Annotated in this window: 30 protein-coding genes and 1 tRNA gene; 13 read left to right on the top strand and 18 right to left on the bottom strand. The window is 61.7% G+C overall.

All coding sequences use genetic code 11. The features are described from left to right. Positions 1-5: 5 nt before the first annotated feature. From X727_RS159195 to X727_RS159205, 5 genes are all read right to left on the bottom strand, one after another. On the bottom strand, positions 6-245 hold the full coding sequence (locus tag X727_RS159195; RefSeq protein ID WP_023667535.1) for a DUF2188 domain-containing protein: 240 nt from the start codon (positions 243-245) through the stop codon (positions 6-8). A gap of 59 nt (positions 246-304) precedes the next feature. Next, on the bottom strand, positions 305-583 hold the full coding sequence (locus X727_RS159200) for a DUF982 domain-containing protein (protein WP_032888656.1): 279 nt from the start codon (positions 581-583) through the stop codon (positions 305-307). 84 nt (positions 584-667) lie between these two features. Further along, positions 668-799: a hypothetical protein gene (locus X727_RS1000000169545; RefSeq protein WP_280805966.1), complete on the bottom strand. Its 132-nt coding sequence runs from the start codon at positions 797-799 to the stop codon at positions 668-670. After that, positions 796-972 (bottom strand): hypothetical protein, encoded by a 177-nt coding sequence (locus X727_RS1000000168880; protein WP_245274126.1) that lies wholly within the window; start codon positions 970-972, stop codon positions 796-798. Before X727_RS1000000168880 ends, X727_RS1000000169545 begins: the two co-directional genes overlap by 4 nt. A gap of 124 nt (positions 973-1,096) precedes the next feature. Next, on the bottom strand, positions 1,097-2,194 hold the full coding sequence (locus X727_RS159205) for an NADH:flavin oxidoreductase/NADH oxidase (protein WP_023833729.1): 1,098 nt from the start codon (positions 2,192-2,194) through the stop codon (positions 1,097-1,099). A 144-nt stretch (positions 2,195-2,338) separates the two neighbouring features. Here X727_RS159205 and X727_RS159210 point away from each other — a divergent pair, with 144 nt between their 5' ends. Together X727_RS159210 and X727_RS159215 are read left to right on the top strand one after the other, a co-directional pair. Further along, the gene (locus X727_RS159210) at positions 2,339-2,917 is read left to right on the top strand and encodes an NUDIX domain-containing protein (RefSeq protein ID WP_023688346.1); all 579 of its coding nucleotides are present in this window, start codon (positions 2,339-2,341) and stop codon (positions 2,915-2,917) included. 89 nt (positions 2,918-3,006) lie between these two features. Further along, a complete protein-coding gene (locus X727_RS159215) occupies positions 3,007-3,978 on the top strand; it encodes an ATP-grasp fold amidoligase family protein (protein ID WP_023744830.1) in 972 nt (323 codons plus the stop codon). Between the two features lie 426 nt (positions 3,979-4,404). Here X727_RS159215 and X727_RS1000000167765 read toward each other — a convergent pair whose 3' ends face one another. Both X727_RS1000000167765 and X727_RS159225 read right to left on the bottom strand, forming a co-directional pair. Then, a complete protein-coding gene (locus tag X727_RS1000000167765) occupies positions 4,405-4,593 on the bottom strand; it encodes a hypothetical protein (RefSeq protein ID WP_023688348.1) in 189 nt (62 codons plus the stop codon). 724 nt (positions 4,594-5,317) lie between these two features. After that, positions 5,318-5,539, bottom strand: a complete 222-nt coding sequence (locus tag X727_RS159225; protein ID WP_023681532.1) for a hypothetical protein — start codon at positions 5,537-5,539, stop codon at positions 5,318-5,320. Between the two features lie 86 nt (positions 5,540-5,625). Between X727_RS159225 and X727_RS159230 the strand changes: the two genes are divergently transcribed. Next, positions 5,626-6,489: an ATP-dependent DNA ligase gene (locus tag X727_RS159230; protein ID WP_023667527.1), complete on the top strand. Its 864-nt coding sequence runs from the start codon at positions 5,626-5,628 to the stop codon at positions 6,487-6,489. Here the strand turns inward: X727_RS159230 and X727_RS159235 are convergent. From X727_RS159235 to X727_RS159255, 5 genes are all read right to left on the bottom strand, one after another. Next, positions 6,486-6,734 carry a hypothetical protein gene (locus X727_RS159235; protein WP_023744831.1) on the bottom strand — a complete coding sequence of 83 codons (249 nt, stop codon included), beginning with the start codon at positions 6,732-6,734 and terminating at the stop codon, positions 6,486-6,488. The genes X727_RS159230 and X727_RS159235 overlap by 4 nt on opposite strands. An 892-nt stretch (positions 6,735-7,626) precedes the next feature. Then, a complete protein-coding gene (locus X727_RS159240; protein WP_023744832.1) occupies positions 7,627-7,818 on the bottom strand; it encodes a hypothetical protein in 192 nt (63 codons plus the stop codon). Between the two features lie 1,246 nt (positions 7,819-9,064). Further along, a tRNA-Leu gene (locus tag X727_RS159245) sits at positions 9,065-9,150 on the bottom strand. A 128-nt stretch (positions 9,151-9,278) separates the two neighbouring features. Beyond that, entirely contained in the window at positions 9,279-9,941 is a 663-nt protein-coding gene (locus X727_RS159250; protein ID WP_023744835.1) for an outer membrane protein, read from the bottom strand. 128 nt (positions 9,942-10,069) lie between these two features. Continuing rightward, positions 10,070-10,921 (bottom strand): alpha/beta hydrolase, encoded by an 852-nt coding sequence (locus X727_RS159255; protein ID WP_023744836.1) that lies wholly within the window; start codon positions 10,919-10,921, stop codon positions 10,070-10,072. Positions 10,922-11,181: 260 nt separating this feature from the next. On the opposite strand from X727_RS159255, the gene ade reads away from it, so the two are divergent. Then, on the top strand, positions 11,182-12,993 hold the full coding sequence (gene ade, locus X727_RS159260) for an adenine deaminase (protein ID WP_023744837.1): 1,812 nt from the start codon (positions 11,182-11,184) through the stop codon (positions 12,991-12,993). A 15-nt stretch (positions 12,994-13,008) separates the two neighbouring features. Here ade and X727_RS159265 read toward each other — a convergent pair whose 3' ends face one another. From X727_RS159265 to X727_RS159275, 3 genes are all read right to left on the bottom strand, one after another. Continuing rightward, entirely contained in the window at positions 13,009-14,172 is a 1,164-nt protein-coding gene (locus X727_RS159265; protein WP_023744838.1) for an alpha/beta hydrolase, read from the bottom strand. A 133-nt stretch (positions 14,173-14,305) separates the two neighbouring features. Then, positions 14,306-15,379: an alpha/beta hydrolase gene (locus X727_RS159270; protein ID WP_023706608.1), complete on the bottom strand. Its 1,074-nt coding sequence runs from the start codon at positions 15,377-15,379 to the stop codon at positions 14,306-14,308. 146 nt (positions 15,380-15,525) lie between these two features. Then, positions 15,526-16,929 (bottom strand): aminopeptidase P family N-terminal domain-containing protein, encoded by a 1,404-nt coding sequence (locus tag X727_RS159275; RefSeq protein WP_023833725.1) that lies wholly within the window; start codon positions 16,927-16,929, stop codon positions 15,526-15,528. A 124-nt stretch (positions 16,930-17,053) separates the two neighbouring features. Here X727_RS159275 and ilvA point away from each other — a divergent pair, with 124 nt between their 5' ends. From ilvA to X727_RS24245, 3 genes are read left to right on the top strand one after another with little or no spacing between them, the layout of a single operon-like run. Further along, positions 17,054-18,310, top strand: a complete 1,257-nt coding sequence (gene ilvA, locus X727_RS159280) for a threonine ammonia-lyase IlvA (RefSeq protein ID WP_023725751.1) — start codon at positions 17,054-17,056, stop codon at positions 18,308-18,310. Continuing rightward, the gene (locus tag X727_RS159285; RefSeq protein ID WP_023828646.1) at positions 18,307-18,885 is read left to right on the top strand and encodes a DUF1697 domain-containing protein; all 579 of its coding nucleotides are present in this window, start codon (positions 18,307-18,309) and stop codon (positions 18,883-18,885) included. Before ilvA ends, X727_RS159285 begins: the two co-directional genes overlap by 4 nt. Next, on the top strand, positions 18,882-19,217 hold the full coding sequence (locus X727_RS24245) for an outer membrane beta-barrel protein (protein WP_031203975.1): 336 nt from the start codon (positions 18,882-18,884) through the stop codon (positions 19,215-19,217). Before X727_RS159285 ends, X727_RS24245 begins: the two co-directional genes overlap by 4 nt. A gap of 113 nt (positions 19,218-19,330) precedes the next feature. Here X727_RS24245 and X727_RS159290 read toward each other — a convergent pair whose 3' ends face one another. Continuing rightward, positions 19,331-19,624: a DUF2218 domain-containing protein gene (locus tag X727_RS159290; protein ID WP_023695391.1), complete on the bottom strand. Its 294-nt coding sequence runs from the start codon at positions 19,622-19,624 to the stop codon at positions 19,331-19,333. 132 nt (positions 19,625-19,756) lie between these two features. Continuing rightward, on the bottom strand, positions 19,757-20,197 hold the full coding sequence (locus X727_RS159295) for a VOC family protein (protein ID WP_023667513.1): 441 nt from the start codon (positions 20,195-20,197) through the stop codon (positions 19,757-19,759). A 357-nt stretch (positions 20,198-20,554) separates the two neighbouring features. On the opposite strand from X727_RS159295, the gene X727_RS0133390 reads away from it, so the two are divergent. The 5 genes from X727_RS0133390 to X727_RS159320 all read left to right on the top strand — a co-directional run bounded on the left by X727_RS0133390 (position 20,555) and on the right by X727_RS159320 (position 23,977). Further along, positions 20,555-21,151 (top strand): cold-shock protein, encoded by a 597-nt coding sequence (locus X727_RS0133390; protein ID WP_031203973.1) that lies wholly within the window; start codon positions 20,555-20,557, stop codon positions 21,149-21,151. 113 nt (positions 21,152-21,264) lie between these two features. Then, on the top strand, positions 21,265-21,837 hold the full coding sequence (locus X727_RS159300) for a DUF192 domain-containing protein (protein ID WP_023833722.1): 573 nt from the start codon (positions 21,265-21,267) through the stop codon (positions 21,835-21,837). A 10-nt stretch (positions 21,838-21,847) separates the two neighbouring features. Beyond that, positions 21,848-22,615 carry an alpha/beta hydrolase gene (locus tag X727_RS159305; protein WP_023681517.1) on the top strand — a complete coding sequence of 256 codons (768 nt, stop codon included), beginning with the start codon at positions 21,848-21,850 and terminating at the stop codon, positions 22,613-22,615. A 507-nt stretch (positions 22,616-23,122) separates the two neighbouring features. Continuing rightward, the gene (locus tag X727_RS159315; protein ID WP_023667509.1) at positions 23,123-23,437 is read left to right on the top strand and encodes a hypothetical protein; all 315 of its coding nucleotides are present in this window, start codon (positions 23,123-23,125) and stop codon (positions 23,435-23,437) included. A 39-nt stretch (positions 23,438-23,476) separates the two neighbouring features. Further along, positions 23,477-23,977 (top strand): GNAT family N-acetyltransferase, encoded by a 501-nt coding sequence (locus X727_RS159320; protein WP_023667508.1) that lies wholly within the window; start codon positions 23,477-23,479, stop codon positions 23,975-23,977. On the opposite strand, the gene X727_RS159325 is transcribed toward X727_RS159320, so the two are convergent. Then, on the bottom strand, positions 23,974-24,588 hold the full coding sequence (locus X727_RS159325; protein WP_023667507.1) for a hypothetical protein: 615 nt from the start codon (positions 24,586-24,588) through the stop codon (positions 23,974-23,976). The genes X727_RS159320 and X727_RS159325 overlap by 4 nt on opposite strands. 133 nt (positions 24,589-24,721) lie before the next feature. Here X727_RS159325 and cysE point away from each other — a divergent pair, with 133 nt between their 5' ends. After that, on the top strand, positions 24,722-25,570 hold the full coding sequence (cysE, locus tag X727_RS159330) for a serine O-acetyltransferase (RefSeq protein WP_023667506.1): 849 nt from the start codon (positions 24,722-24,724) through the stop codon (positions 25,568-25,570). Positions 25,571-25,655 lie beyond the last annotated feature (85 nt).

The raw sequence follows: 25,655 nt of genomic DNA, 5'->3' as shown, positions 1-25,655 counted from the left end.
AAGGATCAGTCGGAAACTTCGGTCTGCGGCCGGTCGCGGCCGTCGGCCAGTTCGTCGTGCCACTTGCCTTCGGCATCCTCATACTGGATGCCGTCCGTGGCGCCGGCGATCTGCTGTTCGGCCGAGGCGATCTCGGCGGCGCGCAGCGCATCCTGATGGGTCGGGAATGTCTCCGAGAATGTCGAACCGACCTTGTAGGCCCAGCCCCCGTCATGCTCGACGATCTTGTAAGTCAGCTTCGCCATGAAATCCTCCGGTTCGTCCGTCCGCTCAATGCGGCCCGTTTTTCATTGCAATTTGGGCTTCAATGCAACTTGGCGTCTGGCAGCCGGTCTTCGGGAACCAGCACTTCCGATTCATTGGCCGCTTCGATCAAAGCCCTGCGTGCATCGGCCGTCGAACGATAACCTTCCAGCACTTTGAGGCAAGTGTCGAGAGCATCACGATGGCGCGGGCCGCGATTGAGCGGCCACACCGTCATCAGACACTCCGCCGCTTCCTGGGTGCTGCGGATCTGGCGATATTTGCCGACATGGCCGAGTTCGACCACGACCGGGGTTTCAAAAGGTTTGTTATCCATGATGGCCGCAACGCAAAGCAGCCAATATGGTTGCAAAAATGGCCGTCAGCCTGCGCCCAAACGTCTCACCAACCGCAATCGTTGGTCTCAGTAACCGCAGTCGTTGCGCAGCCAGTGGGCGTTGGCCCGGCCGGTCCGTCCGCCGATTTCGACCTGGTACCAGTTGCCGCGGCGGTCGAAAATCTCCGTGTGGTCGCCGTTGAACAATTGCCCGATCATGCGCGACGACGTACGCGCACGGCGAGAAACCCGCTGCCGGTATCCAGATCGTAGTGCCTGGACAGGCCGTGCACCGTGCCTTCGCAATATTGCGCGCCGACCGGAGACGACGCGGCGAACGACAGTGCGACCACCAGAGCGGCTGCCGCCGGATAGATTGCCCTTGATGCCATGGACTTTGCTCCCAATCCGGCCGCCAAGGCGGCCTGCCCCCAGGGACTATAGCGGGCGGATTAACGCGAAGCTGCGGCAATCTGTCCAGCAGATGCGTTTGGCGCATCCGTCGGCGCTGCCTGTTCAGCCCTTCGTCCAATGCTGCATCGTCGTCACCGAGCGGGCGAGCTGTGGCGCGGGATGGATTTTCTCGCTGAAGGTGGCGGCGGCGCGCCAGCCCCAGCGCGGATCGGCGAGGAAGGCGCGGGCCAGCGCGACTATGTCGGCGCGGCCGTCGGCGACGATCGCCTCTGCCTGCGAGGGATCGTCGATCAGGCCGACAGCCCGTGTCGGGATGCCGGCGCCCTTGCGCACCGCTTCGGCCAGATGCACCTGATAGCCGGCGCCGGTCGGCAGCTTCTGCAACGGCGAATTGCCGCCGCTCGAACAGCAGATATAGGCAACATCAAGCGCCTTCAAGGCTTTGGCCACCTCGATCGCCTCTTCGACCTCGAAGCCGCCATCGACCCAGTCCTTCACCGACAGGCGGGCGCCAAGCATCAGGTTTGGAACTGCCTTCCTCACCGATTTGGCGATCTCGATGAGGAAGCGCATGCGGTTTTCCAGCGAGCCGCCCCAGCGGTCGGTGCGCTGGTTGGAAAGCGGCGACAGGAACTGGAAGATCAGATAGCCGTGCGCGGCGTGCAACTCGAGGAAGTCGAAGCCGGCGCGCTCGGCCCGCCTCGCGGCTTGAGTGAAGCGCTCGATAAGCTGCAGGATTTCATCCTCCTCCAGCGCATGCGGCACATTCCAGCCGGTGTCATAGGCGATGGCCGAGGCCGAGACGGTCTGCCAGGGATCCTCGCCCGGCTGCAATGGGCCGCCGCCTTCCCAGGGCTTTCGGTTGGAGGCCTTGCGGCCGGCATGGGCAAGCTGAATACCGAATTTCGTTTCCGGCGCGGCGACGCGCCTTGCTGCATCCAGCGTGCGCCGGGCGGCCGCCTCGTTGTCGTCGGAATAGAGGCCGAGGCAGCCATGGGTGATGCGGCCGCGCCGTTCGACGTCGGTCATCTCGACGGTGACCATGCCGGCGCCCGACATCGCCAGGTTCATCCAGTGATAGAGATGCCAGTCGCTGGCCGAGCCATCTTCGGCGGAATACTGGCACATCGGCGCCACCGCGATACGATTCGGAAAGGTCAGGCCATCGAGGGCGATCGGCTGGAAAAGCGCTGCGGTCATCAAAAAAACTCCGGAGAGGGACTGCAGCTATTTAGGCGATGGCAGTTGCCGGCACCAGACACGAGGCGGTGAAAGCTTCGCCGTTTCGGTTGCGCGCAAAACCGTTCGCGGTTACGCCATGGCGCCGACAGCTTGGAGCTCATCATGGAAGATCGTATCCGCATCCGCTCGGAGGAAGTCCTGTCCGACGACTGGGCGGTCCTGAAGAAGACCGTTCTCGATTACCGTCGGCGCGACGGGCAGTGGGAGACGCAGATTCGCCAGACCTACGATCGTGGCGACGGCGCGGTGATCCTGCCTTTCGATCCCGAGCGTCAGACGGTGCTTCTGGTGCGGCAGTTCCGCTACCCCGCCTACGTCACCGGCCACCGCGAACCGCTGATCGAGGCCTGCGCCGGCCTGCTCGACAAAAACGATCCCGAAACCGCCATCCTCAAGGAGGCCGAGGAAGAGCTCGGCTACCGCCTACAGAACATCGAGCGGCTGTTTTCCCCCTATATGAGCCCGGGCAGCGTCACCGAACGGCTGTGGTTCTTCGTCGCCCGCTATTCACCCGCCGACCGCATCTCGGCCGGCGGCGGCGCGGCCGACGAGGGCGAGGACATCGAGGTTCTGGAAATGCGGCTTGATGAAGCGCTGGCCGGCATTTCAGACGGCCGCATCATCGACGCCAAGACGATCATCCTGATCCAGCATTTGAAACTGTACCCGATGAAGGGCTAGCTCGGCGAAGCTCGACGTGCCTCACTGCTGCGGGCAGGGTGGCACGTCCACTTCGCGGATGAAGTTGCGCAGGTTGCAAGGACACCGGAATGGCGCGTGGCGCAAAGGCATGGCTGAAGCGAAACAGCGCGCGGGCATCTCTCATCTTGCTGAACGCCGCGCTGCTTGTCCGCTACCGCCGGTTGACCCAGCGTTTCCTTGAGCGGATGCGGCATCTGCCGAATTTTGCAGCCCCGGTGACGTTCACGGAAAAGATCCACTGGCGCAAGATTTTCGATGACGATCCTCGCTTTACCGGCCTTCTCGACAAGCTCAAGTCCAAGGAAATCGTCAGGGAGCGGCTTCCCGGGCTCGCCATCCCGGAGGTGCTGTGGCAGGGCGACGATCCGCGCCAGATCCCTTTCGATGACCTGAAAATCCCCTACGCCGTCAAATGCAACCACGGTTGCGCCATGAATGTCATCGTTCGCGATCCGGCCAACGCCGACCGGGAGGCGATCATTGCCGAGATGACGGAATACCTTGGCCAAACCTATGGCGCCCGCAAGCTGGAGCGCAGCTATGCGCACATAGAGCGGCGGGTTTTCGTCGAAGCGCTTGTCGGCAAGGACCAGGATTATGACCCGGTCGACTACAAATTCTGTGTGCTGGCTGGCCACGTCGCCTACATTGTCGTCGTCGCCTTCCGTTCCACGGTCAAGAATACCGCCCACCTGGATCGCGATTGGCGCCCGCTGAACATCGTCCAGGGCGCGATCGACTCGAGCCTGGAAATTCCCCCTCCCAAGAGCCTGGCGCGGATGATCGAGGCAGCCGAGGCGCTCGGCAGCGAGTTCGACATGGTGCGTGTCGATTTCTACGAGGAGGAGGGGGAGCCGATCTTCGGAGAATTCACGGTCTACCCACGCAGCGGCTTGCTGCAATTCGACCCGGCTGTCTTCGACCGCGAACTGGGCGCGCATTGGGATATTGGCGCGTCAGCTTACCTCAGTCGTTTGCCCAGCCGATTTGCCAAACGGTACAAGGCAATGCTCGTCGCCGCCGGCTATCTCGACGTTTGAGATGGCTGCCTTGGTGGCGTGCTACCCGAAGCTCGAAGAGCGAAGGGTGGTGCGGAGAACCCATACCATTAGAGATCGAGGGAAACTGATAGCTCAGCAGGTCAATAGCCGTGATTTCGAAGTGCTGCCTCAACTGAGCCGTAGCGTTCATAGCGACGCCGCAGTCTTCATCGAGCAAGTTTTCAGCGCGCTTCCTGCTGCGACTCGGCCGATTAACGCTAAGGTTACCGGCAAGCTCTCCCACGTCCGGACTGGGTCGAGATCATTTGAAGAACTCTTTCAGCTTNGTAGCGTTCATAGCGACGCCGCAGTCTTCATCGAGCAAGTTTTCAGCGCGCTTCCTGCTGCGACTCGGCCGATTACCGCTAAGGTTACCGGCAAGCTCTCCCACGTCCGGACTGGGTCGAGATCATTTGAAGAACTCTTTCAGCTTGTTGAGTCGACTGTCGCCAGAGGCCTTCCGGCCTTCAGGACACGCCGCCTCGCCGATCGTATCCTGCTGGATAAAGCGAGGTTCTCAGCCACCATTTTCTCGCTGAGTACCAGCGCGAACTCGGTCTGTTTGATGCGCTGCTGAGCATCAGCGAGTTGCATCGTGAAAAGATCGGTTGCCATTGTTGATCCGGGATCCGCGAGATTCATGATTGCGTAACACATGGCGGGCGAAATCGTTCCTAATTGTCGGGCGAAGCCGGTGCCGCAAAGGGCGGCTGAGTTTGAACTTCCCACCCGGCCAGACGTCCGCGAGCGCCAAGGCATCGAGAGCCCAGTGATCGGAGGGCCACGACGAGCGGGCGCAACCCGACCACTTAAGTGATCAGCCTCGCTACAGCCTTGACAGGTACAGTCGCGGCCTCATCAAGGGGAGGTATCAATGGTCTCGGCGATTGGAAACCAACATCGGCAGGCAGCTGAACCTCGACCGAAACCCGCAAAGACAGAACCGGGCGAAGGATTTGCGCCAGGCAAAAGCGCAGACAGCGTAGGACATCGCGCCAAGGCAATGGCGGCAGAAAGTGGCGACACGGATTCTGGCGCCCAGGGGCGCGCCGCATCGACAATCGCCAGGATGGATATCACCGTTTTGGCTCCACAGAGCGAAGAGCCGCCTTTGGAGTAACCCGGGCGGCCGTGCCGCTGCCTCGGTCCTTGTGCAGCACGACGCGCGCTGGCTACGCTCGGTGGACATCGTCGTCTCGAAACACTTCGGGCGTTGCACTGCCGCGAGCCGCCTTCGCTGCTGGTCGAGGGGCTGTAACCCTTGGTGAGGCCGGCATCGCCTCGCCGGTCGTTGCGAGCCCACGATCGCGCGGCCAAGCGACCTTCCCTGTGTCGGTCTCTATTTGATACTAGGGGACGGCGGTTTCATCACGGGCAATTGCAGCTGGTCAATGGTTGCGACGATGCCGGCGGCAATGGCTTCCGCCTCATGGATCAGTTCCGGACCATAGAGCCCATTGACCATCTCTTCGCTCGGCAGCACGCCAGGAGGACAGTGCTCTTCCATTGTGCGCCGGATGAGCGTCAGCGCTGCCCGGCATTGGTCGGCTTCGATCTTCATAGCCCTTCAAACATCCAATTCGTCTAAAATGTTCCGGAACTAATTTAGCGATAGCTAATTGAAGTCGTGGTTCTGCGAGTCAGTGCATGCGTCTGAAATTCATCAAGCCTATGGAACCCGAACTGGTCGACACGCCGCCGATGGGCGATGATTGGATTCATGAGATCAAATTCGATGGCTACCGCACCCAGGTCATCAAGGATGATGACGGGATTCGGCTGATCACCAAGAACGGTTATGATTGGACGGGCCGCTACATCCAACTTGCCGGTGAGGCGGAAGCGATCGAGGCGAAAGACTTCATCATCGACGGCGAGACCATTACGATCAATGAGGCTGGCCTATCCGACTTCCATGCGCATCAATCAGCCGCGACCAGCCGCAAGCCGTCGCGCGATCTGTATCTGCTAGCATTCGACCTCTTGCATCTGAACGGGCATGACTTGCGGAACACGCCGGTGGAAGACCGTCGCGAGATCCTCCGGGCGTTGATCCCGGACGGCGGCCGAATCCAGTTCAGCGAAGCGATGCCGGGCACTGGCGACGCCGTCTTTCATCTGGTCGACCAGGCTGGGCTTGAAGGTATCGTTTCAAAGCGGAAGGGCAGCAAGTATCGGTCGGGTCCGACGACGAACTGGCGCAAGATCAAGTGCTATGCCGAAAAGGAGATGGACATCATCGGCGTGCAGCGCGAGGCCGGCAAGCCTGCCATGGTGCTGATGGCCGACAAAGGCCACTATGCCGGCGGCGCCTTCGTCACCTTCAAGGCGGACAAGCGCCAGCGCCTATGGGACCGCGTGCAAGGCAAGATTGGCGGGCCGGCGCCGAAAGGGCTCAAGAGTGACAAGGCCGAATGGCTAAAGCCGGGCCTGGTCGGCCGCGTGCGGTTCCTAAAGGGCGAGGAGAAGCTTCGCCATGCCAAGCTGCTGGATTTCCGGGAGGAGACTTAGCCCGGAGGCTTGTCCCGGGGCTGTGCCGGTCCTGTACCGTTCCAGCGGATGAACTGCGCCCTCTGGCCGGTGATGGTCTCGATCGACTTCAACAGGGGTCCATGGACCTTACGTAGAGCTTGGTAGTGCTCGCCGTGGTACGCCAGGAGCGGCCCGACGATGCTCTTGTGCAGCGCTTCGGCTGCCGCCAGGAAGCGCTGGATTTCAGCCCGGGAAAGTTGTTCCGAAGGTTTGGTTCTGGCCATTGGCGCTCTCCATTGAGGGGTCGCCGCAACGAGGACTATAATCCTACATGCCGGACTGCCTGACAAGAGGGCTCGCCGGCCTTACCGCGCAGGTAGCAGTAGGGCGACGGCGCCAAGCGCAGCCATCAGGAGCAACCACCAGCAAAGATGAGCAACGGCAGGCCCGGCGACCTCCTTTGGCACACGGGACAAACAAGAAGGTCGCCGAGCCTTACCGGCGCTGCTTTGTGAGGGAGACGACGCCGGATGAGATGAGAGTATGCGATCGTGCTAATCTCTGCGAACCATGCGAACGAAGGAAAGCCTTGTGGCACCGACGTTGAGATCAAGGTCGGCGGGGCGCTGATCGCTGCGGCAGGATTCTTCCAAAGCGGTAGTGAGTCCAGAGCGGAACATTAGCGTCGGCTAACGGTTAATTCGGCAGTGTTCCGAACCGTGATTGGTAGGGCGATGGTGACGTTTCATCTTGTCTATTTTTCCGGCCTGACGGCAGACCAGCTGCTAGGCAGCGCCGTTTCTATCCTGGCGTGTTTGCTGCTTTATAACGCTCTGGCTACGGACGCCTGACTGATAGGTCGGCCAGCGGCCCGGCATCCTTGGCAGCCGGCGATTGCCATCCCGATGCCAACTCCTATCACGAGGCCAAAGACAAGCTTGCCGACGAAATCAATGGCGAGGGCCGGACAGGACGCCACACGTCCAGGCAGGGCTCTCTGAGGGCATTGGCGATGCCCGTTGCCTCAAGGTGGCGAGCTTTTTCGTTAATGGGCCTCCGCGCTGGGCAATCTGTTCCAAGAGCTTCTGTGATGCCTCTATGACGCGGCAAACCTTGGAAAAGGTTTCCGTGGCAGGACCTGGGTACGATTCTAACAAACTACGGCTGTATAGGCCACTAGCGCCCGACGATCCGGCTAATCATGTCGTCGTCAGGTGCGCTGTCGGTGAATTCCCGTAGGAGCGCCTTCGCGTGGTCTACCCAATGCTCTTCAGCCAGGTTCAGCTCCCGAACGGAACTCCTGAAGGTCTCGCACACCACATCGAAATCGAAGGCGTCAATGCTGTAGCCTTCCTCGTCATGGTCCATCGGCCGCCTCCCCCAATGGGGGAAACTGTACGGAATCGTACGAAGCAAGTGCAAGGGCATTCAAAAGCAATTGGCTGATGCCGCCCGATCGTTCCACAATGTGTTGCTAATATGCAGCACCGACTGAATCTCCGATCAGCGGCACTTGTGGTTGGTTCCAACAGCTGCACGTTGACGGCAAGATGCCAAAGCCAACGACATGCGGGCGACGAAGATGGACAAGCGACAAAACACAAGAAATGTTGAGTTGGTCGGTCTTCTGGCCGTGCCGTTGTCAGTTCTAATCACGCTGCTGATAGCTGGAATGATCCTTTGCTGAAATGTTTGAGTGGCAAAAGGCTGGGGCGGCGGGTTTTTCCCCTTTGAAAGAAGTCACGATGTCCCAATCCGTCGAACCCCGATATTGCCAGAGGATAGCCCAGACCGTGAGGTGAACTGTGAAGTCGCATTAGAAGCCGCGTTTGCGGCCTTGGTGACTGCGTCAGAAGCGCAAGGTTGGACGCCACAGGAAACGGCTGCAACTCTTCTTAAAATCGCGACGGAGCATGCCCACCGGGTTGAGGCCGCTGCGGCCCCAGCCGGCTCCCAAGGGAGTGCTTGACCTGGCCCGCGCGGTCGGTCGCTACCGACAGGAGTGTTGCAGCAGGTATTCCAGCAAGAGTGTTAAACCTCTTCAGTTTTGTCCCTCTCCTCTACCAATGCGCTTTTATCAAAGCCAAGCCCCAGTGGCATCGGCATGATAGGGTCTGTGAGTTGCGGCTTACACTCGAAGAGGATTGCCCTGGCCAATAGGTGGCCGGCTCGCAAAGGTCTTTGAGACGTTCTGCAGCCACATCCTCTATGCCGACATGCTCCATAGCGTATGAAGAGCTACCAGCACGCTTGTAATATAGCTTTTGATCGCTGCGGTGTGGTCGACGTTCCGACCGTGGCACGTCAATGACTATGAAACCGGCATTTTGGTCGGCATTCGATGCAAGTCCGGCGACACGGATACCGTCGTTTTTCGGCTGCATTAGATCCCCAACTGCCGAGCTTACGACCGAAAGGGCTACAGGTTCGGGATTTGGCTCAAGCGCAGTTGCGCCGTCAGCCCCGTCACTGTTCTTACGGCAGCCAATACCGAACACCAAAACTCCAGCATGGCAGTTCCCGGCTTTTGTATCCCGGCTCTACGGCTACCCGCGTCAGCCTTTTCTATGGTAGCCAGTGAGTTCTTACAGAACGAATCCTAAGCATTTCAATTTGGTGCGGACGACGGGAATCGAACCCGTACGATCAGAGATCGAGGGATTTTAAGTCCCTTGCGTCTACCAATTCCGCCACGTCCGCAGGCCAGCCCTTTTCAGACGCCAGCGAAAACCCGTCAAGCCATCTTTTGCCGAGTGTCGAACTCATGAAAGGTGGTTCGTGATTTCAAAACAATTGGTTGTCGCGAAAATCTCAGTCGCCGAGAACGCTCAGAATTTGTAGCTGAGATTGATACCGACCGCGTTCAGCTTCACATCCTGATCGCGATCGTTGAAGGGTTCCGCCACGTCATAGTGCTCGGAGCCGAAATCGTAATAGCGATATTGCGCGCCGACGATGAATTTGTCGGTCAGCGCGTAGTCGACGCCGGCGCCCAAGGTCCAGCCGACATTCGTGCGTGTGCCGGCGAACGACGCGCCCGCGACTTGCGAAGTTTCGATGCCGGCAAAGGCGACGCCGCCGACGCCGTAGACCAGCACGCGGTCCATGGCGAAGCCCGCTTTGGCGTTTACAGATCCGAACCACTTGATGTCCGTGCGGAATGTGCTTCCAAGGCCTGATACCGCCGTACCGTCGACGGCGGAATAATTGAGCTCCGCCTCGGCGCCGAGCACCGCCTGATCGAACTGCCACAGGCCAGCGACATGGCCGCCGACGAAACCGCCGTCAATGTCGGGCGAGATGGAAAACGGCGCGCCTTCCGTCACTGATATGTCGGACTGGCCCCAGCCGTAGCCGGCCTGCAGGCCGGCATAGTAGCCGGTCCAGTCGAAGCCTGGTTCGGTCATCGGCACCGCCATCGGGTCGGCGGCGAACGCCGGCCCGGCCAGAGCAATCAGAAATCCGGCACTGGCAATCGTCAGACAGCGCATCGAGTTCTCCGAAAAGGCGGTTCAGAAGGCGCCTTGTCGGAAGGTAATCCTATTCGCCGCAAAACGGAACCCATTGTTCAACAATCGGAATGCACCCGTTGCTGCGCTGGGTGCTTTAGCTGGGGGCGCTATTTGGCGTCAATGAAGTCCAGCGCCGCCTGACTATATTCGTCCGGCGCCTGCAGCATGGCGAAATGACTGGCGTTGGGCAGGATGATGAGCTTGGCGCCCGGAATGACGGAGGCCATGTATTCGGTGTGTTCGCGCTTGATCGCCTCGTCATGGTCGCCGGCAACGATCGCGGTCGGCGTGGTTATCTTGCCGAGCTGTTCCTTGGTCCAGGCCGGCTCCGACTCCCACATGTGGCTGATCTGCGCCACGAAGGCATCGTACTGGTCGGGAGTCTTCGAAAGTTTCTTGTAGTCGCGGCCCGAGCGGTCGATATAGGCGGCAAAGGTCTTGTTGGTCAGCACACCCGGATCGACGCCATCGGTGGTGACGTTGGCGGCCTGCGCAAAGAGCCGTGTCAGCCGCTCCGGATGATGCAGCGCGATGTCGATGCCGATAATGCCGCCGTCGCTCCAGCCGACAAGAGCGGTCTTGTCGATCTTGAGATAGTCGAGCAGCGCAAGATAGTCCGACGCCATGAGGTCATAGCCGTAAGGCTGCTCGGTGCGGGTAGAGCGGCCATGGCCGCGGCTGTCGGCGATGATAACCTTGTGCGTCTTGGACATGGTCGCCACCTGGCTTGCCCAGATGTCGCCATGGCCAAGGCCGCCATGAATCAGGAGAATCGGATCACCGGCGCCGAAAACGGCATAGTACATCTGAACGCCGTTGACCGGCGCATATCCGCTCTGATCCGGTTTGGGCATCGCCGCCGGCTCCGGCAAGGTCTGCCAACGCTCCTCGGCGGATGCAAAGCCGGACGAGATCAGGAACAGGGTGACGAAGGCGAATGCTTTCAGGAACCGGATCATGACTTCACCTCAGGAGGTTTCGGCCTCATCATAACAAAAACCCGCCTCGCGGCGGGTCGTCGGCGCAAATCAGCACCATAGCCAGAATGGTAGCATAAGTGCCGGCACAAGCCAAACTGAATGACCGCGCCGTTGATGCTGTCATCGGGGTGAGCAGGTGCGGCGCATCCGCCCGGGCGAATCTCATCGAGCGGATTTCGTCTGTGATCGCTGGCCAAAACCTTGCCGGCTTGGCACAGTCTGGCAAACAGGAGTCTTTCATGGCCAAGCAGCCGTCGGCGACGAAACCCAAACCCTGGACCGAGATGGCGACGCATCTGGTCGACGTCGCGACGGGGCGCAAGCCTGCCGATCTCGTCATTCGCAACGGCCGCTGGGTGAACGTGCACTCCGGCGAAATCATAGCCGGCACCGACATCGCCGTTGCCGGCGGCCGCTTCGCCTATTGCGGGCCGAATGCCAGCCATGCCATCGGCCAGGGCACCAAGGTGGTCGATGCCGGCGGCCGCTATCTGGTGCCCGGCCTGTGCGACGCGCACATGCATGTCGAGAGCGGCATGGTGACGGTGACCGAGTTCTGCCGCGCCGTCATCCCGCACGGCACCACCTCGATGTTCATCGATCCGCACGAGATCGCCAATGTGCTGGGTCTGCCCGGCGTGCGGCTGATGCATGACGAGGCCGTCGCCATGCCGATCAACGTCCATGTCCAGATGCCGTCCTGCGTGCCGTCCGCGCCGGGGCTGGAGCATGCCGGGGCCGAACTGACGGTCGCCGATGTCACGGAAGCGATGACCTGGGAAAACATCATCGGGCTCGGCGAAGTGATGAATTTTCCCGGTGTCGTGGCCAACGATACGGTGATGTCGGGCGAGATAGCCGCCACGGTGCGAGCGGGCAAAACGGTCGGCGGCCACTATGCGTCGCGCGATCTCGGCCTGCCGTTCCATGGCTATGTCGCCGGCGGGCCGGAGGACGACCATGAAGGCACACGCGCCGAGGACGCAATCGCCCGTGTGCGCCAGGGTATGAAGGCAATGCTGCGGCTGGGCTCGGCCTGGTACGATGTTGCCTCGCAGATCAAGGCGGTGACCGAGAGCGGTCTCGACCCGCGCAACTTCATCCTGTGCACCGACGACAGCCATTCCGGCACGCTGGTGCATGAAGGCCATATGGACCGGGTGGTGCGCCACGCCATCCAGCAGGGATTGAAGCCGGTGACGGCGATCCAGATGGCGACGCTGAATACCGCCCAGCATTTCAAGCTGGAGCGCGAACTGGGCTCGATCGCGCCGGGACGGCTGGCCGATCTGCTGATCGTCTCCGATCTTGCCGCCATGACCATCGACGAGGTCTATGGCCGCGGTATCAGGCTGGCCAAGGGCGGCAAGCTCGAGATCGACATTCCGGCCTATGATTACCCCAAATCGGCGAAGAACACCGTCAAGCTCGGCAAGAAGCTGAAGCCAGGCGACTTCGACATTGCGGCGCCCAAGGGCGCCAACGAGGTGCGGGTGCGGGTCATCGGCGTGATCGAAAACCAGGCGCCGACGCGGGCGCTGGAGGCCGACCTGCCGGTCGAGGACGGGCTGGTCGCCATGGACCGCCGCAACGACATCTGCCAGATCGCGCTGGTCGAGCGCCACCGCGGCACCGGCGGCGTCACCAATGCCTTCGTCTCAGGCTTCGGCTATATGGGCGACTGCGCCATGGCGTCGAGCGTCGCACATGATGCCCACCACATCATCTGCGTCGGCACCAACAAGGAAGACATGGCGCTGGCCGTCAACCGGCTGGGCGAGGTCGGCGGGGGCGTGGTGCTGTTTTCGAAGGGCAAGGAACTGGCGCTTGTCGAAATGCCGATCGCCGGGCTGATGTCGGACGAGCGCGCCGAAATCGTGGCGGCCAAGGCCGAGAAACTCACCGAAGCAATGCGCAAGATGGGCTGCTCGCTCAACAACGCCTACATGCAGCACTCGCTGCTGGCGCTGGTCGTCATCCCGGAACTCAGGATTTCCGATGTCGGCCTGATCGACGTGACGACGTTCCAGAAGGTCGGTTTGTTTATCTGAGATCAGCCCCGGCTCTCATCCGCCGGTGGCGATGGTCAGCACCTTGAATGGCGTGGTGATGATGATCTCGGCGACGGATCCGACTGCCTTGCCGAGGCCTCGGCCGAGATTGTCGATCTGACCCTGCGTGGGTTCGTCCGATGCCAGGCCGGCTGGAGCGCGCAGACGGTCGCCGAGCAATTGCACCAGGAACGGGTTGTCGGCGAATTTGGCGTGGTTCAGGCGGTCGCCGCCCTTGATCTGGCTGAGGTCGGCCACGACCACGCCGTAGCTGGCAATGTCGGCGGCGTTGCCGTAGTCGCCGACGCGCGGCTTGTCGCCGGATAGCAGGCTGGACAGTCTCAGAGCACGGTCGTCGGCGGAAAGCAGGATGACGAACGGCCTGTCGGGCTTGCCGTAGCGGATCATCTGCTTCTTGAAGACGTCGACATCGATATCGGGCGATGCCAGGACGACACGGCCGAGCTTGCCGTCGAGATCGCGGTCGCCGGTGATGGCGAGCTGGCGCAGCGCTTCCATCGTCACCCAGGTTCCCATCGAATGCGCGATGATGTCGATGCTCTTGACCTTTGTCTTGGCGAGCATCCTGAGCGTCGCCTCGAGGTCGTCGCGCGCGGCGTTGGCGCTGTCCTTGTCGTAGATATAGCCCGTGGTCTTGCCGCTCGAAGCCCACGAAAACAAGATCGGCGTACCCGGATATTCGGTGTCGTGGGCGATCTGCGTCAGCCGGTAGACCCCATCGTCGAAGCCGTTGTTGAAGCCGTGGACGAAGACCAGCGCGCGGTCGCCATTCATGGTGATGTTGGCACCGACGGCCTTGGCGAATTGCGAGGCGTCGCCATAGTGGACGACGTCGGTGGCGGTGAATTGCTTGGCCGGGTTCGAATTGGCCGAGCCCTTGGCGCGCTCGATGGCGCCGACCTGGTGGACCTTCGGCACGGTGACGTCGACGCGGGCGTAGCTGGTGGTCAGCGAGCGATCGCCATCGAACACCTGGCGTGGGTCCTTGGTCGCCTGCTTGCGGGTGGTGGCGACGAAGATTTCGTGGGTGGCCGCGATGTCGGAGGCAGGCACCGAAACCGTCGTCTCGTTCAACAGGTCATGGGTGTTGGGGCCGGCGCAGCCGGCGGCAGCTAGCGCGAACGCAAGGACCAGGACAGTCTTCCATCGCTCGTTCAAGCGGGCTCCCGCTGGCGCATTGGCGCCGATTTCAATGTCGTAGAGGCAGAGACCGGCCCGGTCCAGTTGAAAGTGATCGGGCCGAGCGGCATTCGCGACCTCACGCGGCGACGGTCGCCGCAAGGCGACAGCCTTATTGTCCGAGCGCGCTGATACGGTCGGTCACCGTCTGGTCGCTGGCAAAGCCGTCATCCTCGCGCAGCCGCTGGCCGATCATCTTCACCAGTTCGGGATTGTCGGCGAATTTGGTGTGGTTGAAGCTGTCGCCTCCCTTGACCTTGGAGAGGTCGACCACGGTGACGCCATAAGCGGCGAGGTCGGCGGCATCCTTGTAGTCGCCGACGCGTGGCCGCGAGCCTGCGATCAGGCCTGAGAGCCGCAGCGCCCGGTCGTCGTCGGAGAGCAGCAGGATGAACGGCTTGTCCGGCTTGCCGTAGCGGCGCATCTGGCTCTTGAAGACGTCGACGTCGATGTCGGGAGAGGCCAGCACGACATCGCCGAGCTTGCCGCCGAGATCGCGGTCGCCGGTGATGGCCATCTGGCGCAGCGTTTCCATGGTCACCCAGGTTCCGAGCGAGTGGGCGACGATGTCGATGCGCCGCGCGCCGGACTGCTGCAGCATGCGCAATGTCACCTCCAGCTGATCGCGGGCGGCGCTGGCGCTTTCCTTGTCATAGACATAGTCGGTGGTTCTGGCGCCGGATGCCCAGGAAAACAGCACCGGCGTGCCGGGATAGCCGGAATCGTGGACGATCTGGGTCAGGCGGTAGACCGCGTCGTCGAAGCCGGTGTTGTAGCCATGCACGAAGACCATGACGCGGCCGCCGCGCGCGGCAATGTCGGCATTGAGCGCACTGGAGAATTTCGGCTGCGCATCGTAGCCGACGACCTCGGAGGCCATGAAGTACTTCGCTGGGTCGTTGGACCTGCCGCGCGAGCGGCGCTCGATCTGGCCGGTCTGGTGGATGCCGGGAACGGTGACGGTGACGCGGGCGTAGTTCAGCGTCGCCGAGCGTTCGCCGTCGAAAACTTTGTTGGGATCGTCGGATTTCTTGCGTGTGGTGGCAATGAAGATCGAGTGATTGCCCGAGATTTCGGTCACCGGCGTGGACATGACGGCGCTGCCGAGCAGTTCCTCGGTTTTGCGGCCGCCGCAGCCGGCGATCAACAGGGCAAGTGCAAGAATGCAAATCGTCTTCAAACGCACGTCAAAAATTCCAATCGAAAGATGAATTCACATAGAATTCACTTTGAGGCCCAAAGGCCTGTCTACCCTCGGCCCGTCTACCCTCCGCGACACCTCCCGGACAGTGAGAGTGCGGCAGAAGTAAGTCGTGTCCAGCCGAAATGTGGTCAGCGTCGGGTCACAGCCATCGCACTGTTGCGCGAAAGCCAGAATGGCGGCAGGAACGCAGGGATGTTGGAGAAGGGCAATACCTCGGGCTTGAGCCTGATGCCGAGCACATCGCCCATGAAGGCGCGGCGCGCCTCGATGCGGCGCCATGCCTCGGGATAGCGGGCCGCGATCTCCTCGCGCAGGGACTCATCGGCAAGCGCGATACCGTCTTCGATGTTGGTGGTGAAATAGCTGGTTCCGGTCGCCGGAATGATGTCGACCTGCAGCGCCATGCCCGATTGCAGCTTGATGTCCGAGCCGGAAAACACCGGCGAATGCATCCATTCGTCCATATGGACGAGATGGCCGGGATTGAGCGAGACGCCGAAGAACGGGTCGCCTATGCGGTCATGCACGGCTTTCCAAAGCGCTCCGCCGGCAACGCCTATGCCGATGGTCTCGTACCAGTCGACGACGGCGGCGAAATAGGGCGCTACCAGCTGTTCGACATAGTCGCTTATCTCGCGCGGCAGTTCGGCCGCGCTCTCGACCAGGAAGCCGGCGCGGGCGTTGAGCGAGCCCTGGATGCCATAGGCCATTGTGACGGGATCGCCGCGCTTGATGATGTCGAGGCGCGGGCTAGGCAAGCCGTAGGGCGCACGCCTGCCGGCGGACAGCATCGGGTGGCAGCACAGGGGCAGGCCGTTGATCCCCATCAGCCGCGCGGCCTGCAATTCGCTCATGCCGGGCTCAATATTCCCAAGCACGTTGCGCAGGCCCTGCGAGGAAAAGGTCGCGGCGAATTCGAAGGACGCCAATTGGTCTGCCTCGTTGATGGCGCGTAGGCCGTCGGATGGGTTCATCAACAGGTTGGCGGCGTTGACCACCGCGCCTCTGTCGCCGGCCAGTGTGCGCAGCGTATCGGCGATGAAGGACGGCAGGTCGAGCGTCGTCTCGCCAAAGCCGCCATCGCCGGCGCCGAACGGCTTCCAGCCGATGGCGCCGATTTTCTGGCCGGCCTTCAGGCCGCAGGCGGCAAGCGTGTCGGATAGAGAGGCCGAGCGGTCGCGTGGCTGCGCCGGCAGCGAGAAGGTCTGGTAGAGGACGCGCTCGTAAGGCCCGTCGCAGATTTCGGCATAGCCCCAGCCCTCATTGCCGACGAGAAGCTTTGGCTGGCTGCCGGGGACGATGACCAGCAACGTCTCCTCGAAACGCGGATCGTAACCACTGAGATAGGCGACATTGGCCGCGTGCTCGCGGTCGCCATAGACGGCAAAGCCGTCGAGCCCGGCTTCGGCGCCGCGCGCCAGCAGAGCCTCGATGCGCGCTTCGTAGGTCTGGCGCTTAAGCAGCGGCATCACGGTCGGCTCGGCGAATTCAGGAAGGTCTACGGTCTTCAGGGCGACAGCCGAAACAGGCATGAAGATGGCTCCAATGGATTTCCTGCTGGCGCGTCAAAGCGGCCGCGCCGCATCGGTGGCTGCAAACGGCGAATTGTGCAATAGGCTTCGCCTTCGAACCATTCGATCCAGAGGTGACGGCGCCATGAACAGTTTCTCCTCCCGTGTCGCCACCGCCGCAGCCGCGATCCGCGAGATCTTTCCCGAAACGCCGCTGCAGGAAAACGACTATCTGTCGAAGAAGACGGGGGCTCGGGTGCTGTTGAAGCGCGAGGATCTTTCGCCGGTGCGCTCCTACAAGATCCGCGGCGCCTTCAACTTTTTCCGCAAGGCGCTTGCCGCCGGCAACGAGGCCGAGCTGTTCGTCTGCGCCTCGGCCGGCAACCATGCGCAGGGCTTTGCCTTCGTCTGCCGCCATTTCGGCAAGAAGGGCGTGGTCTTCATGCCGGTGACGACGCCGCAGCAAAAGATCGACAAGACGCGGCTGTTCGGCGGCGATTTCGTCGAGATCAGGCTGGTCGGCGACTTCTTCGACGACTGCTACCGCGCCGCCTTCGAATTCACCGAAAGTTCCGGCGCGCATATGGTGCCGCCCTTCGACCACAAGGACATTATCGAGGGGCAGGCGACGGTCGCCTATGAGATCGCCGGCCAGATGCCAGGCGCGCGCATGCCCGACATCATCATGCTGCCGGTCGGCGGCGGTGGCCTGGCCGCGGGGGTGACGCACTATTTCGCCGATCAGCAACGTGACGCGCGCTACGTCTTTTGCGAACCGGCCGGTGCGCCGAGCCTGCATCAGAGCCTCGCCAGCGGCAAGCGCGTCCGGCTCGCCAATGTCGACAATTTCGTCGACGGCGCGGCGGTGGCCGAGATCGGCCGCGAGCCGTTGCGCCACCTCAAGGAGTTCGCCGCTCAGGCGGTGCGGCTGATCCCTGAGAACCGGCTCTGCGCCACCATGATCGAGATGCTCAACATCGAAGGTGTGGTGCTGGAGCCGGCCGGTGCCTTGGCGATCGACGCGTTGAAGGATTTTTCGCGCAAGGAAATCCGCGGCAAGACCATCGTCGCGGTGGTGTCGGGCGGCAATTTCGATTTCGAGCGGCTGCCCGACGTGAAGGAGCGGGCGCTGCGCTTCGAGGGGCTGAAGAAATATTTTATCATCCGCTTTCCGCAGCGGCCGGGCGCGCTGCGCGACTTCCTCGAACTGCTCGGTCCCGACGATGATATCGCCCGCTTCGAATATCTGAAGAAATCGGCACGCAATTTCGGCTCTGTGCTTATCGGCATCGAAACCAAAGACCGGCGTAACTTCGATCTGCTGAGGGCAAATTTCGAGGCCGAGGGCGTGCACTATCAGGACATCACCGACAACGAGACCCTGGCCGGGTTCATCATATGAGCGGTACAGCCTGCCACCCGAAGCTCGAAGAGCGAAGGGTGGTCTTCGTCGCACTGTTTTCCGGCATCAATGTCGGCGGCAACCGCATCGTCCAGATGGCGGAGTTGCGGGCGTTATTCGAGGCGCTAGGCTTCACCGATGTCGCCAGTTATGTGCAGAGCGGCAATGTCGTGTTCCGGACCAAGAAGGGCGACGCCGCCACGCTGGCGAAACAGATCGAAATGGCGTTCGAGAAAAAATGGGGCTTTCACTCGCGCATCATGGTGCGCGATCTCTCCTGGTTCGAACGGTTGGTGAAGGAGAATCCTTATCCGGAAGTCGCCGGCGATCCGACCAAGCTTCACGCCTACACGCTGGAGCGCCAGCCGACGGCGGACGAGATCGCCAGGCTTGCCGAAAAATGCACCGGCCCGGAAAGCTTCGAGGTCAGGGACGACGTGCTCTACCTCAAGGCGCCGGACGGGCTCGGCAAATCGGTGTTCGCCAATCTCATCCCGCGCGTGCTGAAAGTGCCCGGCACCGCGCGCAACTGGCGCTCGGTGCTGGCGCTGCTGCAGATAGCGCGTTCGCTTTGAACCGCTTCTGCGTTGCGGTCGCGATGGTAATTAAGCCTCGGCTAAACAACAAGGGCGGCGCGGCGGCGACTCACTACAAATTGAGTTATGGCGATACTTTCGATTTTGACGGGGTGCCCGACCCGGACAGCAGCGCATCGAGGAGCGGAGGCCGCTTCGGCTATACGATCGGTGGCGGTGTCGAATGGGCCTTCGCCGACAAATGGACCACGAAGCTGGAATACCAGTACTTCGACTCCGGCAAGGTCCGTTTGACAGATATCGAGGGCAACGACGCAAGGGTGAAGATCGACGCCCATACGATCAAGATCGGCCTAAATTACAAGTTCTGATCGATCGGCCGCTCCGAAAGTTCAGATGGCGTCGCTACCATGCGACGCCATAGCTTTATTTGGATCTGGGGGGCTGCTAGCTTCCGGTGTTCGCCGTCGCGCCTGATCTGAGGTCAGGTCGCCGGAGCCTGCTTCCACTCGAAAGTCAGCTCCTCGCGGAAGGCAAAGCGCTTGATGTGATCGGCAACGACGCTCTGCATGCGCTCCAGCGATCCGCTTTCATCCGTCGACACCGTGATATGCAGCGCTGCCGCATCGGCATCGAGAACCGTGCGGCCGAGCGACAGATCGATGGTGCCGTGGTTCGGATCGAACTCGACGGGAAATTTGTGCGCCCAGTGCTTGCACAACTGCTGCAAATAGCGGCTGGCATACGCGGTGGTGAGATCGGCACGGCTGGTCGGCATAAATGAATTCTCCTGGATGAGGCACTGGCTTTGCTTGGCTGGCGCGACAGGCAGGTAAATAGGTGCCGTTGGTTGAAATGGCAAAGGCGGCCGGCTTGTCGGCGCGGCCGCCTCGCTCAAGATGCGTGATCGCTACCAGGTGCCGGTGTTCGGCATCGATGCCCACGGCTCGGCCTTGGGCTTGGCCGGGCCCTTCTGCAGCAGTTCGAAGGAGATGCCGTCCGGCGACTTGACGAAGGCCATGTTGCCGTCGCGCGGCGGCCGGTTGATGATGACGCCATTGTCCATCAGATGCTGGCAGGTGGCGTAGATGTCGTCGACCTCATAGGCGAGATGGCCGAAATTGCGGCCGCCCTTGTACTCCTCCGGATCCCAATTGTAGGTCAGTTCGATCAGCGGCGCCTTCTCAGTGATGCCGCTTTCTACATCCTCGGAGGCGGCGAGGAAGATCAGCGTGAAGCGGCCCTGCTCGTTTTCGTAGCGGCGCACTTCCTTAAGGCCGAGCTTGTTGCAGTAGAAATCAAGCGAGACATCGACGTCGGCGACACGGACCATTGTGTGGAGGTAGCGCATGGGATTTCCTCGGGGATGTTTGGGTTGCGAGGCAACATAAGGTCCACCCCGCCGAAGGGCAACGAGCATCGGACTGGAAAAGTGGTCACCGGTTTTGGAAAAATCAGATTGCTCCGACAAAAGCGCCGGACACAAGTGGTTGCCGATTTCGGCAAAATCCCTTGCAAATTGCCGACCGGTTGACCGCCTTGATGGATCGTCATTGCTGCCGGCAGCGACGCCGGCAAACAACAAGTCAGCTATTCCTGTATTCAACCGTGAAAAAAGGCACGGCAGGTCTTGCACACCCCGGAAGCGGCGGTGTTAATCTAATGTCAAGAATCACTTGCGGTTTTCTTGAAAAAAGGGGGCGTTCTTATGGGGGATAAGGCCTCTTTCACGAGGCGGGATGAGAACCTTGACGGCGCCCTGAAGCGCGACAGTGGCGGCGATAGCGCCGACCTTGTCGAAATCGCCGGCGCCATCAAATGGTTCGACGTGGCCAAGGGCTACGGTTTCATACTACCCGATGACGGTTCTTCGGGCGACATCCTCCTCCATGTCACCTGCCTTCGAAAGGACGGTTTTCAGACGGCATTGGAGGGCGCGCGTGTCGTGTGCCTTGTCAAGCATGGCGACCGTGGTTTGCAGGCGTTCCGGGTGCTGTCCATGGACACCACCACCGCGGTCCATCCGGCTGAGATGCAGGAACAGCGCACCCATGTGGCGGTGACGCCGGAAAGCGGGCTCGAGCGGGCGCTGGTCAAGTGGTTCAACCGCACCAAGGGCTTCGGCTTTCTGACGCGCGGCGAGGGCACCGAGGATGTCTTCGTCCATATGGAGACGCTGCGCCGCTATGGCATCACCGAGCTCAGGCCCGGACAGGTCGTGCTGGTGCGTTTCGGACGCGGTGACAAGGGCCTCATGGCTGCCGAGATTCACCCCGATATGGGCACCTTGCCGGTCGCGCATTAGGACGCGAGCCTTCCTGAGGAAGTCAGGACGGCGTTTTTCTTGGTTTCACCACGATCTTATCCGAATACCTGAGACCACTTTTAGGGATCATGGTCTTTGGTCGAGGATTTCCAATGGCGTACAGGAACTGGCTGACAGCGGGCGCGCTCTGCGTCATCGTTGCGGTAGCCGCAGGCGCTTACTTCTATTCCGGGCAGCCGACCGCATCCCAGCAGACGATCGCCGGCGGTCAGGCGATGATCCTTCCCGTCGATCCGACACCCTTGGTCGTGGCGACGAAAGGCGGCGATAAATCCTTTTCGATCGAAGTCGCCGACACCGACTCGGAACGCGAGGCCGGCCTGATGTATCGCCAGGATATGGCCGACAATCATGGCATGCTGTTCGTCTTCGAGATGCAGAAGCAGGTCGGCTTCTGGATGCACAACACGCCGATGCCGCTCGACCTGATCTTTGTTGGACAGGACGGCAAGGTCCGGGCCGTCAAGCACGGCACTCCATTGTCCGATGCAGTCATCTCGCCGGGTGTGCCAGTGCGCTTCGTGCTGGAGCTCAAGGCCGGCACCGCCGCCAAAAACGGCATCGACTATGGCGATCTGCTGCGCCATCCGGCCGTCGGCACGGTGTCCGGCCCCGGCATGCCGCCATCGGACAAGGGCAACGCGCCCATGCCCGGCGCCGGCTGAGCCGCTCCCGATGCAATTCTTCTCCCATGACGGGTTCGACTTCGCCTTCCTCGACCGCCAGCCGGCGTCGGGGGCGGGCGATCCGGTGCTGATGATCCACGGCTTTGCCTCCAGCCACTATGTCAACTGGGTATCGCCCGGCTGGTTCAAGACGCTGAACGATGCCGGCTATCGCGCCATCGCCTTCGACAATCGCGGCCACGGCTCGTCGTCGAAAAGCTATGACGAGGCCGACTACACCCCGGCCAAGATGGGCTCGGACGCGGCGGCCCTGCTCGACCATCTTGGCATCGGCCGCGCGCATGTCATGGGCTATTCGATGGGCGCGCGCATCGCGGCGTTCCTGGCACTGTCGGATCCCGACAAGGTGGCGACGCTTGTCTTCGGCGGGCTCGGGATAGGCATGGTCGACGGCGTCGGCGACTGGGATCCGATCGCCGAGGCGCTGCTGGCCAACGATCCGGCCGCCACCAGCCATCCGCGCGGTCGCTCGTTTCGCGCCTTTGCCGATCAGACGCGCAGCGACCGCCGCGCGCTGGCCGCCTGCATCGCCACGTCGCGCGAACTGCTCAGCGAAGACGACATGACGCGCATCGCCCAACCAACGCTGATTGCGGTCGGGACGACAGACGATATCGGCGGCTCGCCCGACGAGCTCGCCGCGCTGATGCCGAACGCCAAGGTGTTTCACATAGACGGCCGCGACCATATGCTGGCTGTGGGCGACAAGACCTTCAAGCAGCGGGTTTTGGAGTTTTATGCCGAAAATCCGCTTTAACCGGTAAGCGATTTTCGGGCGATATGGATTGGGCGGCCGGCGAGGGGTGGCAAACAATGGCACAATGGGGAAGAAGCGCCGACGCTCTGCCGGGCGCCGTCGTGACAAGCAAGTTCGGCAAGCGTTCCGTCATCCTGGCGCTGCTCGCCTTCGGTGCCGGTGTGATGGCGCTGACCACAATGGTGGCGCTTCCGACCCACGCATCCGAGCGTGCCCAGAACATCGCCACGGGTTTCTTCATGGCGGTTTTCCTGCTGGCAGGGCCGTTGGCGCATATTGCCGGATTGATTTTCGGGCTGATGGCGCTGGTGCGTTCGAACGATAGCCGCGTGCTTGGGGTCGTCGGCATCCTGCTCAACGGCGGCTCCCTGGCGGTTGGCTTCCTGCNCTTCCTGCTGCTTGTGGCAATGGCATCGACGATCGGCGCTTTCACCTGATCGGGGACGAGTAATGGCCGGATGGGGAAGAAGCACGATAGCAATGCCCGGCGTGGCGGGGCGGAGCAGCTTGGGCAAACGCTCGGTGATCCTGGCCCTGCTGGCGTTCGCAATGGATTTTGCGGCGGTGGTCACGCTGGCGTTGATGCCAGGCGAGGCGTCGCTGGCCGCTCAAAACGTCCTCGGCGGGGTTTTTCTGCTGGTGTTTCTCGTTGCGGCGCCGCTGGCGCACATCACCGGCGTGGTTTTTGGCTTGATGGCACTGGGACGTTCAAACGACAATCGTGTCCTCGGCATCGTCGGTATCATCCTCAACGGGCTGTCGTTGGTGATCGGCCTGTTCTTTGTTTGGGCGGCCACCAAGTCCGTTGGCGCCTTCAGGTGATCGATCTTCGTCTGGCTTGCAGCCGGAGGCGGTGCCGCTTTGGTTGACCTTCTCGTCACCTATATGGACATGCGCGAACCGAATTCGGCGCCGGCTTTCGACTGCCCGCTATCGGGCGCCACGGTGGCGCGTGAAACACTTGATGTGGCCGACTATATCAGCCTCTACCACGCGGTCGGCGAGCCCGTGCAATGGGACCAGCGGCTGCGCATGCCGGCGGAAGACCTCGAGCGCCTGCTGGCGCTGCCCTCGACACATATCCACGTGCTGCGCGTCGAGGGCGTGGCCGCTGGCCTGTGCGAATTCAACGGCGTCGGCCAGCCTGAGGTCGAACTGGTTCATTTCGGGCTGATCCCCGTCTTCCACCGCCGCAGGCTTGGGCCATTCCTGCTCGACCAGGCGCTTCGCGCCGTCTGGTTGCATGCGCCGCAAAGGGTCTGGCTTCACACCGACACCTTCGATCACCCTGGCGCGCAAGCGGTTTACCGGCGCGCCGGTTTCAAAGCCTATGCGCAGCGCATTGAGACCTTTCCGGATTAGGGTTTGAGCGTTTCGAGCGACCGCGCCATGTTTTGCCTGGCCTGGGGCTCGAACCTCTGGCGGAATTCCTGCGAGTGAAAAATATGCTGGCGCGCGAGGAAAGTCTTGAGAATCACGCCGCGGCCGGCGCGCCACATCGGCTCCTCGACCCAGCCATATTCGCGTCGGACCGCTTGTTCATAGGCGTCGAAAGCGCCGGGTGACGCACCCAGGATCGCCAGGTCCATGTCGAGGAAAAGCGCTGCGTCGCGGAGGGCGTTCTCATCGGCGAGGCCCCGTGGTTGAAGGCTGGGCAGTTCATGCGTGGCGGTGGCGACGATCATCGCCGCGATGCGGCCGAGGCGCTCCGGATCGGTGCGGGCGCCAAGTTTGTCCTGCGCAAGTGCCGCACTCCTGGCCTCGTTGTCCTTGGCGCGGCTGTCATAGATGGCGTCATGGAACCAGATTGCGGCTTCGACGGCGCCGGAATCATGCAGCGATGCTCGATATTCGTCCGCCAGCGCCAGCAACGCCTCGATATGGGCGAGGTTGTGATAGTGGCGATCCGGAGCTTGATAGAGCGCGGAGAGCGCGCGTTTCAGCGGAGCGTCGATCAAGGGTTCGTTTTCCATGGCGGCTTGAATTTCCGTGAACCAAATCCATTTCACCGAGCACTAAGGAAAATTGAGTTCAATCGTGCTATGATCTGGCTTATATGTGCCGCCGGAGAATAGGCAAGCGGCCAGGACGCAGGACAAGACGTCGATGAACAGCATCAGCATTTCCCGCCCCACAATGGTCCAGCCGGTCGATCCGATCTGGCGTTCGGTCCGCGACGAGGCGATGGAAGCGGTCAATCGCGACCCGCTTCTGGCGGCGTTCCTCTATTCGACAATCCTCAACCAGGAGAGCCTGGAGGAGGCGGTCATCCATCGGCTCGCCGAGCGGCTTGCACATCAAGACATCGGTTCCGACCTCATCCGCCAGACCTTCAAGTCGATGCTGGCCGACGACAAGGAATGGTCGTCGATCGTGCGTGTCGACATCCAGGCCTATTACGACCGCGATCCGGCCTGCGACCGCTTCATCATGCCAGTGCTCTATTTCAAGGGTTTCCACGCCATCCAGACGCACAGGCTGGCCCATTGGCTGTGGAATCAGGGCCGCAAGGATTTCGCCCTCTATCTGCAGAGCCGCTCGTCTTCGGTGTTCCAGACCGACATCAACCCGGCCGCCCGCATCGGCAAGGGCATCTTCATCGACCACGCCACCGGCCTCGTCGTCGGCGAGACGGCGGTGATCGAGGACGATGTGTCGATCCTGCACGGCGTGACGCTGGGCGGCACGGGCAAGGCCGGCGGCGACCGCCACCCCAAGATCCGTTACGGCGTACTGATCGGCGCCGGCGCCAAGATTCTCGGCAATATCGAGATCGGCCATTGCTCGAAGATCGCGGCAGGCTCGGTCGTGCTGTCGCCGGTGCCGCACAACAAGACGGTTGCCGGCGTACCGGCCCGCGTCGTCGGCGAGACCGGCTGCGACCAGCCTTCGCGCCAGATGGACCAGCTTTTGCCGTCGCAATCGATGGACCAGGTCGTCAGCTTCGACATCTGATTTGCAACACCCGGCGCGCCGGACTGAAGTCCGGTTGCCGGCGCCGTTGCCTCTGAAGCATGATGCCGAAAAGTGTGAGGCGGTT

It is taken from the genome of Mesorhizobium sp. L103C105A0, from assembly GCF_000502215.1.
Classification (GTDB): domain Bacteria; phylum Pseudomonadota; class Alphaproteobacteria; order Rhizobiales; family Rhizobiaceae; genus Mesorhizobium.
The sequence above is the reverse complement of the archived record's forward strand: the minus strand, read 5'-3'. Positions and strand labels throughout refer to the sequence as shown.

Coding starts and splice junctions, on each gene's coding strand:
- X727_RS159195 (WP_023667535.1), bottom strand. CDS start 245: ATGGCGAAGCTGACTTACAAGATCGTCGAGCATGACGGGGGCTGGGCC.
- X727_RS1000000169545 (WP_280805966.1), bottom strand. CDS start 799: ATGATCGGGCAATTGTTCAACGGCGACCACACGGAGATTTTCGACCGC.
- X727_RS1000000168880 (WP_245274126.1), bottom strand. CDS start 972: ATGGCATCAAGGGCAATCTATCCGGCGGCAGCCGCTCTGGTGGTCGCA.
- X727_RS159205 (WP_023833729.1), bottom strand. CDS start 2,194: ATGACCGCAGCGCTTTTCCAGCCGATCGCCCTCGATGGCCTGACCTTT.
- X727_RS159210 (WP_023688346.1), top strand. CDS start 2,339: ATGGAAGATCGTATCCGCATCCGCTCGGAGGAAGTCCTGTCCGACGAC.
- X727_RS159215 (WP_023744830.1), top strand. CDS start 3,007: ATGGCGCGTGGCGCAAAGGCATGGCTGAAGCGAAACAGCGCGCGGGCA.
- X727_RS1000000167765 (WP_023688348.1), bottom strand. CDS start 4,593: ATGGCAACCGATCTTTTCACGATGCAACTCGCTGATGCTCAGCAGCGC.
- X727_RS159225 (WP_023681532.1), bottom strand. CDS start 5,539: ATGAAGATCGAAGCCGACCAATGCCGGGCAGCGCTGACGCTCATCCGG.
- X727_RS159230 (WP_023667527.1), top strand. CDS start 5,626: ATGCGTCTGAAATTCATCAAGCCTATGGAACCCGAACTGGTCGACACG.
- X727_RS159235 (WP_023744831.1), bottom strand. CDS start 6,734: ATGGCCAGAACCAAACCTTCGGAACAACTTTCCCGGGCTGAAATCCAG.
- X727_RS159240 (WP_023744832.1), bottom strand. CDS start 7,818: ATGGACCATGACGAGGAAGGCTACAGCATTGACGCCTTCGATTTCGAT.
- X727_RS159250 (WP_023744835.1), bottom strand. CDS start 9,941: ATGCGCTGTCTGACGATTGCCAGTGCCGGATTTCTGATTGCTCTGGCC.
- X727_RS159255 (WP_023744836.1), bottom strand. CDS start 10,921: ATGATCCGGTTCCTGAAAGCATTCGCCTTCGTCACCCTGTTCCTGATC.
- ade (WP_023744837.1), top strand. CDS start 11,182: ATGGCCAAGCAGCCGTCGGCGACGAAACCCAAACCCTGGACCGAGATG.
- X727_RS159275 (WP_023833725.1), bottom strand. CDS start 16,929: ATGCCTGTTTCGGCTGTCGCCCTGAAGACCGTAGACCTTCCTGAATTC.
- ilvA (WP_023725751.1), top strand. CDS start 17,054: ATGAACAGTTTCTCCTCCCGTGTCGCCACCGCCGCAGCCGCGATCCGC.
- X727_RS159285 (WP_023828646.1), top strand. CDS start 18,307: ATGAGCGGTACAGCCTGCCACCCGAAGCTCGAAGAGCGAAGGGTGGTC.
- X727_RS159290 (WP_023695391.1), bottom strand. CDS start 19,624: ATGCCGACCAGCCGTGCCGATCTCACCACCGCGTATGCCAGCCGCTAT.
- X727_RS159295 (WP_023667513.1), bottom strand. CDS start 20,197: ATGCGCTACCTCCACACAATGGTCCGTGTCGCCGACGTCGATGTCTCG.
- X727_RS0133390 (WP_031203973.1), top strand. CDS start 20,555: ATGGGGGATAAGGCCTCTTTCACGAGGCGGGATGAGAACCTTGACGGC.
- X727_RS159300 (WP_023833722.1), top strand. CDS start 21,265: ATGGCGTACAGGAACTGGCTGACAGCGGGCGCGCTCTGCGTCATCGTT.
- X727_RS159305 (WP_023681517.1), top strand. CDS start 21,848: ATGCAATTCTTCTCCCATGACGGGTTCGACTTCGCCTTCCTCGACCGC.
- X727_RS159325 (WP_023667507.1), bottom strand. CDS start 24,588: ATGGAAAACGAACCCTTGATCGACGCTCCGCTGAAACGCGCGCTCTCC.
- cysE (WP_023667506.1), top strand. CDS start 24,722: ATGAACAGCATCAGCATTTCCCGCCCCACAATGGTCCAGCCGGTCGAT.